The organism is Nocardia sp. NPDC050406 (genome assembly GCF_044459025.1).
Classification (GTDB): Bacteria; Actinomycetota; Actinomycetes; order Mycobacteriales; family Mycobacteriaceae; genus Nocardia.
In genome coordinates this window covers 997,814-1,012,842 of sequence record NZ_JBITIM010000001.1, presented here as the reverse complement: position 1 = coordinate 1,012,842, position 15,029 = coordinate 997,814, and the positions used below count along the sequence as shown (strand labels likewise).

13 protein-coding genes are annotated in these 15,029 nt (G+C 63.6%); 11 read left to right on the top strand and 2 right to left on the bottom strand.

What is annotated here, in order from left to right; genetic code table 11:
- Nucleotides 1-83 precede the first annotated feature (83 nt).
- From bphC to ACIBH2_RS04665, 7 genes are all read left to right on the top strand, one after another.
- Nucleotides 84-989 carry a biphenyl-2,3-diol 1,2-dioxygenase gene (bphC, locus tag ACIBH2_RS04695; protein ID WP_397113460.1) on the top strand — a complete coding sequence of 302 codons (906 nt, stop codon included), beginning with the start codon at nt 84-86 and terminating at the stop codon, nt 987-989.
- Nucleotides 990-1,042: 53 nt separating this feature from the next.
- Nucleotides 1,043-2,224: an acyl-CoA dehydrogenase family protein gene (locus ACIBH2_RS04690; RefSeq protein WP_397113458.1), complete on the top strand. Its 1,182-nt coding sequence runs from the start codon at nt 1,043-1,045 to the stop codon at nt 2,222-2,224.
- 277 nt (nt 2,225-2,501) lie between these two features.
- Entirely contained in the window at nt 2,502-3,473 is a 972-nt protein-coding gene (locus ACIBH2_RS04685) for a ParB/RepB/Spo0J family partition protein (RefSeq protein WP_397113456.1), read from the top strand.
- Between the two features lie 42 nt (nt 3,474-3,515).
- The gene (locus ACIBH2_RS04680; RefSeq protein WP_397113454.1) at nt 3,516-4,508 is read left to right on the top strand and encodes a methyltransferase; all 993 of its coding nucleotides are present in this window, start codon (nt 3,516-3,518) and stop codon (nt 4,506-4,508) included.
- 13 nt (nt 4,509-4,521) lie between these two features.
- Nucleotides 4,522-5,862: a cytochrome P450 gene (locus ACIBH2_RS04675; RefSeq protein ID WP_397113452.1), complete on the top strand. Its 1,341-nt coding sequence runs from the start codon at nt 4,522-4,524 to the stop codon at nt 5,860-5,862.
- Nucleotides 5,863-6,152: 290 nt separating this feature from the next.
- Nucleotides 6,153-6,962: a cytochrome P450 gene (locus ACIBH2_RS04670; protein WP_397113450.1), complete on the top strand. Its 810-nt coding sequence runs from the start codon at nt 6,153-6,155 to the stop codon at nt 6,960-6,962.
- 60 nt (nt 6,963-7,022) lie between these two features.
- Complete coding sequence (locus ACIBH2_RS04665; protein ID WP_397113448.1) at nt 7,023-8,135, top strand: hypothetical protein; 1,113 nt, start codon at nt 7,023-7,025, stop codon at nt 8,133-8,135.
- Here the strand turns inward: ACIBH2_RS04665 and ACIBH2_RS04660 are convergent.
- Entirely contained in the window at nt 8,132-9,712 is a 1,581-nt protein-coding gene (locus ACIBH2_RS04660) for a B12-binding domain-containing radical SAM protein (protein ID WP_397113446.1), read from the bottom strand. The genes ACIBH2_RS04665 and ACIBH2_RS04660 overlap by 4 nt on opposite strands.
- 123 nt (nt 9,713-9,835) lie before the next feature.
- On the opposite strand from ACIBH2_RS04660, the gene ACIBH2_RS04655 reads away from it, so the two are divergent.
- From ACIBH2_RS04655 to ACIBH2_RS04645, 3 genes are read left to right on the top strand one after another with little or no spacing between them, the layout of a single operon-like run.
- Nucleotides 9,836-11,026, top strand: a complete 1,191-nt coding sequence (locus ACIBH2_RS04655; RefSeq protein ID WP_397113444.1) for a cytochrome P450 — start codon at nt 9,836-9,838, stop codon at nt 11,024-11,026.
- 2 nt (nt 11,027-11,028) lie between these two features.
- Nucleotides 11,029-12,084, top strand: a complete 1,056-nt coding sequence (locus tag ACIBH2_RS04650; RefSeq protein WP_397113442.1) for a ketoacyl-ACP synthase III family protein — start codon at nt 11,029-11,031, stop codon at nt 12,082-12,084.
- Entirely contained in the window at nt 12,081-13,118 is a 1,038-nt protein-coding gene (locus ACIBH2_RS04645; protein WP_397113440.1) for a 3-oxoacyl-ACP synthase III family protein, read from the top strand. Before ACIBH2_RS04650 ends, ACIBH2_RS04645 begins: the two co-directional genes overlap by 4 nt.
- On the opposite strand, the gene ACIBH2_RS04640 is transcribed toward ACIBH2_RS04645, so the two are convergent.
- Nucleotides 13,100-13,969: an SDR family NAD(P)-dependent oxidoreductase gene (locus ACIBH2_RS04640; RefSeq protein ID WP_397113438.1), complete on the bottom strand. Its 870-nt coding sequence runs from the start codon at nt 13,967-13,969 to the stop codon at nt 13,100-13,102. The two genes, ACIBH2_RS04645 and ACIBH2_RS04640, sit on opposite strands and share 19 nt — an antisense overlap.
- Nucleotides 13,970-14,165: 196 nt before the next feature.
- On the opposite strand from ACIBH2_RS04640, the gene ACIBH2_RS04635 reads away from it, so the two are divergent.
- Nucleotides 14,166-15,026 (top strand): SDR family oxidoreductase, encoded by an 861-nt coding sequence (locus ACIBH2_RS04635; protein ID WP_397113436.1) that lies wholly within the window; start codon nt 14,166-14,168, stop codon nt 15,024-15,026.
- Nucleotides 15,027-15,029 lie beyond the last annotated feature (3 nt).

Sequence of the window (15,029 nt, the reverse complement as noted above, 5' to 3'; positions counted from 1 at the left end):
GCAGCAGCACCGCGCACCACCACTATGACCTCACGGCCGGTGCGACGGGTGTTCGCTCCCCGTCCCGGGGAAAGGGAAAACACATGCCGGAGATAAAAAGTCTCGGATACGTCAGCATTCAGACCACCGATATGGACCGGTGGCGTGCCCTCGCGTTCGACGTGTTGGGCCTCGCCGAAGGCACCGGGTCGGACCGGGAGGCGATGTACTTGCGTATGGACGAGCGCTCCGCTCGACTCATCGTCGCACCGGGCGACTCCGATCGGGTCACTACCATCGGCTGGGAGGTCCGTGACCACAAAGCGCTCGAGTCGGTGCGCGCCGCCGTGCGGGGTGTGGGTGTCGAAGGTCAGCTCCTTTCGGTCGCCGAAGCCGATCGGCGACGAGTGGAGGAGGTTTTCGCCTTCACCGATCCGGTCGGAAACACGGTGGAGATCTTTCACGGACCGTCGCTGGATCACAGCCCGGTCGTGACCCCGTTCGGCAACCGCTTCGTCACCGGCGCGATGGGGCTCGGACACGTGGTGGTTCCCGCTGCCGATGTGAACGCGGCCTTCGATTTCTACGTCGACACCTTGGGGTTCTATTCGCGTGGCGCGTACCGCATCCCGACGCCACCCGAGTCGCCACCGGTACGGTTGCGGTTCCTCGGCGTCAACGAACGTCATCACAGCCTCGCGCTGATTCCCGCACCCAAGACCGGACCGGGCCTGATTCACATCATGGTGGAGGTCGAGACCCTCGACGATGTCGGCAGAGCGCTGGATCGCTCGATGAAGGACAAGTTCTCGATCTCCTCGACCCTCGGCCGCCATACCAACGACAAGATGGTCTCGTTCTACGTGCGCGCCCCGGGCGGCTGGGATATCGAATACGGCTGCGCCGGAACACGAGTCGACGAAACGTATTACACCGCCGAGGAAATCACCGCCGACAGCTATTGGGGGCACGACTGGTCGGGCTCCGAACCGCTTGCCGCGATGTCGTAACGCCACAAGCAAATTCGATAGTCAGTGCCATACCTCGAACATCGGAGTAAACGATGACCGAAACGGTCCTCGACCGGATCATGGAACGTCGAGACGACCTGAGCAAAGGCGGGCCCGAGGCGGATCGCCTGGGTCGCCTGACGGATTCGACCGTCGCGGCGATGAAGTCCGCGGGATCGATCAAGATGCTGCAGCCGAGAACATACGGCGGCTTGGAGGTCGGCGTGCGGGAGTTCGCCGAGACCGTCATGGCGACAGCGGCATTGTGCCCGCCCGCGGGGTGGGTGCACGGTGTGGTCGGTGTGCACCCGTGGCAGCTGGCGATGGCGGATCCGCTTGTCCAGCAGGAGGTGTGGGGTGCGGACGACGACACCTGGGTCGCGTCGCCCTATATGCCGATGGGTAGGGCGATTCCGGTGAACGGCGGCTACCGGATGAGCGGCCACTGGAGCTTCTCCTCCGGAACCGACCACTGCCAGTGGGCCTTCCTGGGCGCGATGAAGTGCGACGAAGACGGAAATATCGTCATGCCACCGACCATGTTGCACGTCGTGATTCCGCGGTCCGAGTACACCATCATCGATGATTCGTGGGACGTGGTGGGCCTCAAAGGCACCGGATCCAAGGATCTGGTCATCGAGGACACCTTCGTTCCGGGACATCGGGTGATGGAGTACGACCGGCTGCTCGACGGCAGCCAGGTGCGCGAGGCCGGGCTCTCCCAGACCCTGTACCGCATGCCGTGGTCGTGCATGTTCCCGCTCGGTATCACCGCCGCGACCATCGGAATCTGCGAGGGGATGCTGGCCGAGGCCATGAACTATCAGCGCGAGCGCATCAATGCGCAGGGAACGGCCATCAGGGACGACCCGTATGTGATGTACGCGATGGGAGATGCCGCAGCACAACTGCGTTCGGCCCGGGAAGCGCTGATCACCAATGCGGAGGAGATCTGGGACTTGGTCGACAAGGGCAGGGAGGTGACATTCGAACGTCGCGCCGCTGGGCGGCGGAATCAAGTGGAGGCCGCGTGGCGGGCGGTGAACGCGATCGATGCCGTCTACCCGAGATGTGGCGGTGCGGCCCTGCGCATGGACAAACCGCTACAGCGCTACTGGCGCGACGCACACGCGGGGCTGCACCACGCCATTCACGTCCCGGGCACGGTGTACCACGCCGCATCGCTCAGCGCGATCGGCGTCGATCCGCAGGGACCGCTGCGCGCCATGATCTGACCGACTCGCACGCACCTCGATTCGTCGACTTGTCGATGCCGCATGCGGAAATTCCGCTGGTGCGGCATCGACGTATTCACCGGAGCTGGCGATCGCCCAATACGCCGAATTTTCGACAGCCACACGTCGATTTCCCGCTGTGCCCTACGCGCTTTGCATTCCGCTCCCTCCCACCGGAAACCATGGTGGCACAGCAGATCTCGAAGCATTAGCGTGGTCCTCGCGCCGAATGGGTTGATCACTACATTCGGGACCTTGGTTTGGGGAGTGAATACCAATGAGCGAACGAAACACGGCACGGCTGGGCGATAGAGCCGAAACGAAGTGGGGCGCATCCGATACTGTAGTATCGGAAGTGATTTCGATCCCGCTGCATCGTCTGCGAACATCAGAATCGGTGCGCATCGCTGGTGCGAATACACCGCATATTCGGACGCTTTCCGAATCGACGGCGGCGCTACCGCCGATCGTCGTGCACCGTCAGACCATGACCGTGATCGACGGGGTTCATCGCTTGCACGTGGCGCGAGAGCGGGGTGCGACCGCCATCGACGCCGTGTACTTCGAAGGCGATCATCGCGCGGCCTTCGTTTTCGCCGTGCGTGCGAACAGCACCCACGGCCTACCGCTGACCCTCGCCGATCGCAAGGCGGCCGCGCGGCGGGTCATGGCGTACTACCCGGAATGGTCGAACCGACGGCTCGCCGAGGTTACGGGCTTGTCCGACAAGACGATTGCGGTGATCCGACAACGGTCGGGTGCGGAAAATCCGCACTCGCCCGATCATCGGGTCGGGCGCAACGGTGTCGCGTACCCCATCGACCCGGCCGTCGGTCGGACGTGCGCCGAACGCTTCCTGCGAGACAACCCGGACGCATCTGCGAAAGAGACCGCACTAGCCGCGGGAATTTCCATTACGACCGCGAAGGAGATCCGGCGCGCGATACGAGACCGGAGCTCGGAGACTTCAGAAGCCCCCGTACCGCCCGCGGAACCGCCCGAGGACAACACGCCGGTCCCGGACCGGCTGCGGGCGATCCGCACCTTGCAATCCGATCCTTCGGTTCGATTCACCGATCACGGCCGGAAACTGTTGCGAATGTTGGAGTTGTCGCCCTGGACAGCCGACGACTGGCAGGCAATGGCAGCCGCATTGCCCGCGCATTGTGGCCCCCTTCTCGCGCGACTGGCGGAGCACTATTCGAAGAATTGGGCCGATTTCGCCGCATCGATGGAGCGGACAATATGAAGCGCCTTGTGACACAAAAGAATTCGGAATACCGTCACGAATATGAGCACCGAATTTCTGACCGACCTGATGACGCCGATGGCAGTGCGTGTGGCGGCGACTTTGCGAATCGCCGATCATATCGACGCTGGAATAGACGACCCTGAACGACTGGCCACGGCGACAGGAGCCGATGCGCGGGCACTCGTTCGTCTCATGCGATTCCTCGTCGTCCGCAACGTATTCGAAGAGCCCAAACCGGGACATTATGCGCTGACACCGGTATCGCGGCGGCTCCGCACCGGGACGCCGCTACAGGCCTGGCTCGATCTCGAAGGGGCCGGTGCGCGAATGGAGCTGTCCTACACGGATCTGCTGTACAGCATCCGGACCGGGACCGCGGCGTGGGAACACTTCTACGGCAAACCGATGTGGGAAGACCTCGCCGGTCAGCCCGAACTGGATGCCTCGTTCAACCAGTTGATGGCTCAGCACTGCGCTTGGTTGGCACCCTCGCTGATCGACGGATACGACTGGAGCGACGTCGACCATCTGGTCGACGTCGGTGGCGGCGACGGTACCTTGCTGACCGAAATTCTGTGCTCGCGAACAGGATTGCGCGGAACTCTGGTCGAGCAACCGCACCTCGAAAGTCAAGCCAAGGAGCGCATCCGCCAAGCCGGGGTCGAAGACCGCTGTACCTATGTGGGCGGCTCCTTCTTCGACCCGTTGCCGACCGCCGATGTCTATCTGCTGGCCAATGTCATCCACAACTGGCCCGACCAGCAGGCCGCGCAGATTCTGACCCGGTGCGCCGAGGCGGCGCCCGCGCCGAAGGTCCTGATCGTCGAATGGGCGATCAGCGGTACCAACGCACTGCGGGAAACCGAGATGGATTTGCGAAATCTGGTACTGCTGAACGGTGAGGAACGAACCCTGCCCGAGCTCGAGAACCTCGGTGCCCGAGCGGGTTTGACGGTCCTGGACTTCGTCACGCTGAAGAGCGGATTGTCGCTGATCGTGATGGGTCGCGACGCGACGCGACCGGCGAGCTGAACCGGGGCGCACGATGGACAGCGGTAACGCACTGGCGAGTTCGATGAAATGGGCCATCCGCCACGGTATGGCCCTGCTCTACCTACGGCCGCTCGCAGGCCGCGGCGACGCGCACGCGCAACTCTGGTTCGGCGAGCCGACGACGCAGCGATTGCCTGATTTACAGGACGAGATCCGATCCCGCGGTGAGGTCGTCCGTGGCAAGGGCGGAACCGTTGTCACATCGCATCGGATTGCTCGGGGCATCCTCGCTCGACCCCGTGAGTTCCGCAATCTCGAGGCCGCGCTGGCGATGCCGCGCTGGCTGGGACGCATGTACTCCGCCGTTGGCAAGCGCGCCTTCTCCGACCCGTTCGAGTCCCCTTCGCTGGTCGGGCTCGAGGGCCGGGAACTGGCGCGAGCGCGGGCGCTGTTCAAACACCGGCTGTCGCGAGCGGCGGTCGACCGATTGCGACCCGACATCACGGACCGGGCGAAGATGCTGAGCCTCGATCTGCCCACTCGATCCGAGGACGGTCGGGTCGACGTGGTCGGTGACTACGCGCGACGGCTGTCCCAGGAGATCCTGGCGTTGCTGTTCGACATAGACGTCGCCGAAGTGGCCGACATCAGCGCGGATGTCGACCGGGTGTCACGCCTGATCGACCTGGGTGTGCCCTTCCGGGAATTTCTGCGGTCGGGCCGGTCGGCAGCCCGACTCGATCGTTGGACCGACGCGCAGATCGCGAGAACCACAGCGGGTTCCACTTCGATCATCGGGCCGTCGGTCGCCGCGATGCGTGCGGGTGAACTCGATCCCGAACAGCTGCGTCGGTCGGTCAACCTCCTGGTGGTCGCCGGGTACACCACTACGATCTCCGCTGTCGCCTCGGGGATCAAACTGCTCATCGAGAACCCGGACGCTCTGTATGTGCTGCGCGCGAACCCGCATCTGTGGCCGCTCGCGGTCGATGAGGTGCTGCGGATCGCGGGACCGGTCATGATGATGCCGCGCTACTCGGTGCGCAGCGCGACACTGGGCGGATTTCGAACCAAGCCCGAACGACCCGTATACGTCACCGGAGTCAATACCGACCCGGCGCAATACGAATGCCCCCACCGCTTCGACGTTTCACGCCCCAACGCCGGTACCCATCTGGCGTTCGGCGGCGGCGCACACCGCTGCCTGGGAGCCGTGCTGGCTGAGGCGGAAATCGAAATCGGCCTGCGCGAATTCTTCGCGGTGTGGAGCGATGTCGACCTGATCGAGGCCGAACGCAGTTCCGCGATCCTGGTCCGCAGCTGGGAGCGAATGGTCGTGCAGTTGCCCACCCCGCAGCAACGCCCGGTGCATTCGACAGGAGTTGTGCGATGAACCAGCCGTCCGAAACCGCATGCCGGATCTATCGGTCGAATACCGCCACCGGCGACTGCGCGTGGATTGTGTCCGAGTACGGACTGGTCCGCGCCCTCTTCTCCGATCCCAGGCTCGGTCGGTCGCATCCCCGGCCGACATCCGCTGCGCGTACGTCCCATTCGATTGTGGGCGGGCCCTCCGGCTCCTTCGACAACGAACCGCAAGAGCACGACCGAATGCGGGCACTCCTCCGAAAATACTTCTCGCCGAGACACATCAAGCAGACCACTCCGCACGTGGAGATGCTCGTGACCCGGCTACTGGACGATTTCGAGCGATCCGCGCCACCGGCCGACCTGTACCGTCTGGTCGCATATCCGTTGCCCACCATGGTCATCGGTGACCTACTCGGGGTGCCCGCCCGGGACCGTGCGCAGTTGCTGGCATCCATGAACGCGCTGGCCGATGGCGCGGATGCCGAGCGGTCGATGCGCGGTGCGACCGAGCTGTTCTCCTACTTCCTCACGTCGGCCACGCGCTGCGAATCCGGAGAGAACATGCTGTCGGATTTGCGGGCACAGGACGGTGTCGATGACCTGTATGTCGCCAAACTGGCGTCCTACCTGCTGTTCGCCGGTCAGTGGGCGACGGCGATGGAGATCGCCGCGGGCGTATCGACGCTGCTGGCGAATCCACGGCTGTGGCAGGCGCTGGTCGATGATCCGGCCGTCGCGCCTCGGGTCGTCGAGGAGACACTGCGCGCGCCGGAGGGCATTACGAACGTGCTCACGCTGCCGCGCTACGCCCGTGCGGATATGGCCGTCGACGGCACCGATATCGCCACTGGAGATCTGGTGTTGTTCGACCTGGGCGCGGCCAACCGTGACCCCGCGGTATTCCCAGCCGACCACGTCGACCTCACTCGCGCGAGCATTCCGCCGCATCTACGATTCGGTGCTGGGAAGTATTACTGCGTCGGCGCGCCGATAGCGCGAGTGGTATTGCAGTCCTTATACATTCAGCTGGCGACTCGGTTTCCCCGCCTACGCCTGGTCGAGGCCGTCGATCACGCGACATTGGCACGCGGCGACGCGGTCACCCTGTCGGTGGCCTGGTGACCCGGCGTGAGCCTGCTGGATTCACAACTGGCACAAGTGCAGTGGAGCCAGGTGCGAAGAGTGTTCACGCGAGAATATCCGGCGCGGTTTCCCACGATCGCCGAGGCCAACTCGCTGCCGTGGCCGGAATTCGTCGACCGGTTGACCGTCCTGTCCACGGTGCCATTACCCGGTGATCTGACGGCTGTTCTTTCGGCGAAATCACTGACCTGGAGCGATCGTGACGTCAATGTCTACCTCGGCGCGTTCGGGCGGCGCGTGAGATATTTTCTGGACCTGTCGGCGGAGGAGTTCGAGTGCACCTTCGGCTGGCATCTGCGGCTGGCGCGCATGATCTCCGACCAGCTGGGCGAGCCGGTGTACATCACTCATGGCTTCAACCCCGACGATTCCATGCCCGGACTGCATTCCGTTCGCGAGAAGTTTCACACCCACATTCACATACCGCAGCGGTGGCCGTGCGCGCCCATCGTGCCCGGCGAGCTGTCACGGTATGAGCTGCTGGAGTTGGTCGAGCCGTTCAGTCGGGCATTCTTCGACCGCGCGGTGTTCTACCGCGCACGAAATCCCGGCGACTGGCGGCTCGAGCATCACTCGGGGTTCATCCGCCTCATCGGACCGGCGACCGAAATCGGCTGGCTCTATGGGCTGCTCGATGATCTGTACCGGACGTGCGCGGATGCCGAGTCGGCACTCGCGGACATCCGGACCGAATCCTGTACCGGGCATCGACGGTATGTGCCACGGCCGCGGCCCGAGCGGCTGGCCTCGATCGCGGCATTCATGGATCGGCACTCGCCGTGGCTGTCCGCCGAATCCCGCTGTCTGCTGGAGTATTTGGCGCACCGACTGCTGGAAGCGACGCCGCGGGCGGCCCCGGAATCAGCGGACTGTCGTGCTCGCGGGCAAACCTGGCTGGCGAAAGGGCCGTGCGGTGCGTTCAACTTCGTCGTGGACGGCGCGTCGCCGTGGGTGCGGTTCGACTTCGCACCGAGGGTGCTCACCACCTCGGGTGCGATAAAGATTCTCGCGGACCGCCCGACGCTGGTATCGAAAGGCCGCGGCGCGGCGACGGCGGCCGAGCGGGCGCGGATGTGTGAATTCCAGCGTTTGGTTGTCACTGCCGCTCGTCGAGCACACCAGGTCACCGGTGACTCCGCCCTGCGGCCCTAACCCCCGATGGTCAAGCCAAGGCTCGCCCCGTAGGTTCGTACCTCGTTGCGTGCCCGCGCGAGGTCATCGAGGGTGAGACCGGGCATCACCGAGGCCACGTAGTCGGCCATCGCTTCCTCTCGATCGATAACGTCGCTGCCGCGCCACTTTTCGGCCCGCATCGCGTGCTCGGTGGCCGAAGGCAGAGCGAGGCCGAGTTCGGCGGCTCTGGCCCGCGCCTTGTCCGGATCGAGCAGGAGCGTGAAGTCGAGCGACCCGGGCTCGGGTGACAACACTTCGACGTCCAGAGACGCGATGCTTCCCGCACCGGAGTTCAGCAGCGCCTTCATCGACTCCACGTTCTCGTACAGCAAGTCCGCGTTCATCCCCACGTGGCCGATCACGAAACCGACCTTCAAGAGCAGCCCGGTGTTTCTCGCCGATTTCAGGGCTCGCAGGTTGTGGTCGAACATCTTCTCGGCACGAAACGACGATCGCGTATCCCGAGCCGGTGCCAGCGGTTTGTTCATCGCGCGCAGTGACACCGGGGTCCCGGCATCGAGGCCTACCATCACCTGTCGGACGCCGAGGGCCCGGAGCATGCTGGCATGGCGTTCGTCCGAAAGGCCGTCGGCGCGTGCGTATCCCACCATTACGGGCCGTTCATCCTCCGGCAGTGCACGCCACCAGCGCGGGGGATCGTCCAGCATCTCGCGCAACAGTCGCCCGAATGTCAGCGGCAGCTCGTCGGCGGTGAGATACAGAAAGTCGTAGTCGGCGGAGTGCGCGGCGTGCAGGACATGCCATGCGGCCGCGGCATCCGGTACCGAGTTCCGCCACATGCCGCCGAATTGGATCGAGCAGAACGAACATGCGTCGTTGCGGGCGAACTTGATACATCCTCGAGCGATTTCGACCGGCACGCCCGCCCGCACGAGTCGGCCTGTGAGCCTTTCGAAGGTGGGAACGATACGTTGCCGAAAGTTGTGCTCGTAGAGTGCGGAATGATCGAACACCTTATCGATCAATGAATAGTCGAGTGTGGTGAAGATCGGCTCGGAGCACTGCGGTTGAATCACGACGCTGTGTCCGTCGAAGGCTGCGAGGCCCGGGTACTTCGACAGCGTAATGCTCCGCTCGGCGTGAAGATCGCCGATCAATCGCACGAAGCTGCCGACCACTTCGTTGCCGACGAAACCGTAGTCGATCGTCCCCACGCGGCGTGACAAGCACTCTCGGGTCAGCGCGGTCAGGTGATCGTTGCCCACTATCGTGACGATCCTGCGGTTGATACTCTTCGCTGCGGCGCACAGTTGTATACCCGCTTCATAGGTGGCGGTGAGCGCACTGATGCACAGTGCGAGAATGTCGCCCGCATTGTTCTCGACGTATTCGTGCACCTGCGGCCACGGCATGACCGTTCCGTCGATGTAGACGGGTTCGATGCCGGGAACCGCCCGCAACGCCGAAACGAGGGTCAAGAGCCCGAGATTGGGAAAATCCGACCAATCCGTATTCTCCTCTGGTCTGGTGATCGTGCAGGAAGCGCCATCGATGACGGTATTGGAATTCGGCGGACTAACCAGGAGAACCTGCATCGGTGTTCCATCCTCTAGGAAATCAAGACGCCGCTATGCGAATATACTCGGCACCAGGACGCCTGCGGAATTTCCGCACCCGGCCACATGTACTGTGCGGCACGCATACGAGTAGGATTCACAATGAAGACTATTTCACTACCCAGCGCAGGTGAACGATCGCTGGATATAGACCCAGCGTTCGTTCACCTGATCCGAGGCCCAGGGATCGCGAAAGCATCCTTCCCGTTCGGCGATGAATGCTGGATTGTCACCGATTATCGCGCGGTCCGGCAAATTTATTCGGATGACGCCTTCACGCGCGTGATCGAACCACCCGCGGCAGCGCCCAGAACGACGAGGTTGGTTATCGCCGGTCCGGAAACCATCGGAGGTACGGACCGCGGTGGCGACAATGCGGCGCGCCGTGTCATGCGAAAACTGCTGTGCAAGGAGTCAGTCGACGCCCTGTATCCCATGGTCCTGCGGCGAACAGAAGAACTCCTCGACAGCATCGAGAGCTCGGCCGATCCCACATTCGATATGGTCGCTGATTTCACCGACCGACTCCCCATGGACGTCCTCTGCCACATGCTCGGCGTACCAGCTACCGACGGTGACTACTTGCGTGCCACGATTGCGGCTGTCTTCGCGGATGACAATGCGGTCGACGAGACGGCGGCCGAGGGATCACTGATCGAGCTGGTGGGATATGTCGCGGAGCTGATCCGGAGGCCACCCGTGGTGCCAGCAACCGACTCGATGTCACAACTAGCGCTCATCGCGGACGCGGAAAGACTGTCGAAGGCAGAACAACTTCACGTAGGTATGGGACTCATTCTCGCGGGGTACGAGACCACGGCGGTAGCACTCCCGAAACTCGTCTATTACCTACTCAGCAGATATGGTCGACTGAACGAGGCTCCACTGGAGGACGGAAGCCGATACGTCGATGAGCTGCTGCGGGTGGTGGCCCTGGGCGGCGGCGAGACCTTGCCTTGGATGGTGCGTAAACCCGTTGACATCTGTGGTCAACGGTTGGGTCCTGGCGAATTCGTCGTTCCTATTATCGGTGCAGCGAATCTTGATCCCTCTGTATTCGCGGAACCGAATACATTCGACCCTTGTAGGAAACGTTTTCCACATATGTCCTTCGGGTCCGGGGATCGCTACTGTCTGGGTTCGGCAATCGCTCGAAGCGAGATATCCGCCGCTGTTTCCGGTCTGTTGAACAGATTTCCGAATTTGCACCTGGAACATTCCGATGCATCCGCGACGTGGCGCTTCGGGCACGCCCTGTGGGCGCTGGAATCCTTGATCGTTGTGAAGGGCTGAACATGCGATTCGACAAGTGCGTCTGGATAGCCGGGGCGGCCGTGTGGATTCCGCCCGGTCGCGATACGGCGGCCGCCGCGGTGGCCCGTGGTCGAATCGACGCCGAAACAGCAGCCGCGAAGGCAGCCGACACCATCGCGGTCGCCGCCGATGTCTCGGCCCCTGAGATGGCCGTTCGAGCGGCGAACCTGGCCGTGGACATCGCGGGCCGTGAGACGGCCGAAATCGACCTCTTGATTCATTCGTGGATCTACTACCAAGGTCACGACCTGTGGTCGCCCGCGCACTACATCGCCAACGAGATCGGTGCGGTCAATTGTCTGCCGATGACGATCCATCAAGGATGCGATGGCGGCGTGCTCGCAGTACAAGATGCGGCGATGCGCCTGAGCTCGGATCCGGGAGTCCACGTCGCGCTGGTGACAGCGGCCGACCGGTTCGTAATGCCGGGTGTGGACCGATGGAACAATCAGCCCGCATATGTGTTGGGTGACGGTGGTTCGGCCATCGTCTTGTCGGAAGAACATCCGGGCGGGTACGGGCTGCGAATTGCCAGCGTTTGCACGCGGACGCACTCCAACTTCGACGCGCTCTGCCGAGGCGGTAGAGAATTCGCCACCGTGCCGATGGAGCACGGAATCCCAACTCAGTTGTCGGAAGCGGAATGGACTGCGGCCTTCGATGCCGTCGGTGGCCGCCGCGTAATGAACAAGATCAGCCGAGAAATGGTGTACGAAGTACTCCACGAGGCGATGGTCGAGGCGAACGTCGATGACGATGATTTGCGACTGATAGTGCTACCTCGTTCGAGCGAGAGAGCGAACGAGAAGATGTATCGGCCCGTGCTGGAGGCCTTTCGAAACGTCGATACAAGGAGTTTCTACCGCGATACAGGTCATCTCGGGCCAGCGGATTGCGGTGCGGACATTGCCCGGATCGCTGATGATCGGCTCCTGGAGCCGGGCCGCTTCGCAGCTCTGTTGTGTGTCGGTGGTGGGTTCACCTGGACATGCGTGATCGTGCAGGCCGTCGCCGAATCAGGAGACAGAAGAGCATGAACAGGTCACCGAATCCTGCCGTGGCCGTACTCGCGACAGGCTCCTACCTGCCCGAGCGGGTCGTCACCAACGAGGAGATCGCGCAGCGCGTCCCGGGGGCGTCGGCCGAATGGATCGAGCGAAAGACCGGCATCCGCTCTCGGCGTTACGCGGCCCCCGGCGAAGCCGCGTCGGACTTGGCCGTCCACGCGGCGCTGGCCGCACTGGACCAGGCGAACGTCCCAGCGGACCGGCTCGACTACATCATCGTCGCGACGACTACCGGCGATCAGCCGGTACCGGCGACCGCCGTGCTGGTTCAGCGTGCCCTGAGTGCCTACCGGGCCGCGTGCCTCGACATCAACAGCGCCTGTTCGGGTTTCGTGACGGCGCTATCGGTCGCGCAGGCCTACGCGGTCCTTCGGCCAGGGGCTACGAGTTTGGTGATCGGGGCCGACGTCTGGTCCCGTTTCGTCGACTTCGGTGACCGCGCGACCAGTGTGCTCTTCGGAGATGGTGCCGGGGCGGTGGTGATCGGCGCGGCCAGCGATGGCACGGACGAGGGAAGCCTGATCGACATCGACATCACCTGCCGCGGTGACGTTCACGAGCTGATCAGTCTGCCCGCTGGCGGCAGTCGACAGCCGCCCTCGGCGCGGACGCTCGCCGAGGGCGGCCATTCGCTGCACATGCAGGGCCGGGCGGTTCGTGAATTCGTGCTGGGAAATGTTCCGGCGCACCTGGTTTCACTGCTGAAGCGGTGCGGCTACGAGCCTTCCGACGTGCACCATTTCGTGCCGCACCAAGCAAATGCCCGACTCGTGACCGAACTCGCCGAGGTCACCGGATTGGCAGCGGCGACGACCCATCTGCCGGTGCGCTACTGCGGCAATATCGGCGCTGCTTCGGTGCCGGTAGCCCTCGACATTGCCCATCGAGCCGAAGCGCTCCGCGACGGTGATCTGGTGCTGCTGGCTGGTTTCGGTGCCGGGATGGCTTCTGCTGCCGCGCTGTTGCGATGGGCGGCTCCGGTCCTTCAGGACCGGCCCTCCTGAAATCGGATACTGCGGACCTCGTCGAAACGCTCGGTGAGGGTGATGTCCAGCAGTGCGGCGAAGCGCCCGAGGACGGGCCCGATGCGACGGGGGCGATCGATGATGGCGTCACAGATCGCCCCGGCGCCCTCCTCCGGGCTGAGCGCGGCGGAATTCCGATGGCGCGGATTCGGGGCTGCCATGGCGGTGCGCACCAGTGGCATGTAGATCGAGGTGAACCGCACGTTCTCGGAGCGGGTTTCGATGTGCAGGCTCGACGTCAACGAGTCGAGCGCGGCCTTGGAGGCGACATACGCACTGTAGTTCGCACCGCCGAACAGATTGGCCAGCGACAAGACGGATACGACGTGACCGTCACGGCGCTCACGCATGCCTGGTAGCACCGCGAGAATGAGGCGGGTCGACGCGAAGTAGTTGAGCCGCATGGTGCGCTCGTAATCGTGGAATCGGTCATAGGATTCGGCTACCGGGCGGCGAATCGAGCGGCCAGCGTTGTTGACGAGGACGTCTACTCCACCGTGCTTGGCGAGCACCTGCGCGACCATCGAATCGAGTGCGTCGAAGTCGGTGAGATCGCAGGGGTAGGCCACTGCCGTACCGCCCTGCGCGGCAATCTCTTCCGACACCTGACGCAGCTCCTCCTCCCGCCGTGCGACCAAGGCAACCGTTGCTCCGGCCGCGGCTATCCGCAACGCGGCGGCGCGCCCGATCCCCGACGACGCACCCGTGATCAGCACGGTCCGTCGCGCCACCCGGTCTTCCAGGGTGTGCCGCCGCCGCAGTCGCGCGAGGCTGACCTGCGTATCCAAACTGTGCTTGACCAGATGCGTCAATTCCCCGATTCCAAACATGCTTATGGATGCTAGGCGGAACGCAGGGATTCGTCGCTCGGTCCGGTGACAACCCACAGCTCGGGTCGGCCGCCAGGATGGCGGTGTGCTTGTGCGCCGCTATTCGAATGAGCATTATTGGGGTGCAACACTTTTCGTAACGGCGTCGGGGACCGGATCGGTCGGCTCGAGCTATTCGTAATTGAACGGAGAGACGATGCGATACCGTTCCGTATTCGCCCCGAACCTGTTCGAGGATCGGACCATTATCGTCACGGGTGCCGGATCGGGCATAGGGCGCTGCATTGCGCACGAGCTGGCTTCGCTTGGCGCGCATGTGGTTCTGACGGGCCGTAAGCCGGAGAAACTGTCAAAGGTGGCGGCCGAGATCCGCGAGGATGGCGGTGAGTGCTCCTCTCAGGCCTTCGACATTCGTGACGAATCCGCGGTCCAGCAAGCGGTGAAAACCGTTGTCGCGGAACGCGGCGTCATTCATGGTCTGGTCAACAACGCGGGCGGCCAATACCTGGCACCGTTGACGGCGATCAGCCGAGTCGGCTGGGAGGCGGTCGTCAACAACAATCTCACCGGGGGGTTCCTGATGGCGCGTGAGGTGTTCAACCAATCTATGTGCACCGGTGGCGGATCCATCGTCAATATGCTCGCCGACATGTGGGGTGGAATGCCTGGCATGGGTCACTCGGGTGCGGCGCGAGCGGGCATGCTGAACTTCAGCGAAACCGCTGCGGTCGAGTGGGCCCACGCCGGTGTACGAGTGAACGCGGTCGCACCCGGCTGGGTGGCCTCCAGCGGATTGGACAATTACCTGCAGAGCGAAGTTGTGCGCACACTCCGCGGGCACGTGCCATTGCAGCGGCTGGCGAGTGAGGCGGAAATCTCCGCGCCCATTGTGTTCCTGCTCAGCCCGGCCGCCGCATTCATTACAGGCCAGTGCATCGCCGTCGATGGTGGCGCCTCGCGCAACACGAAAATGTACCCGTTGCAAGGCGCAGAGAACTCCGCGCCCTACGAGGGCTTCCATCGCGCGATCGCGCCCCAAGTCCTGCGAAACGCCTGAACG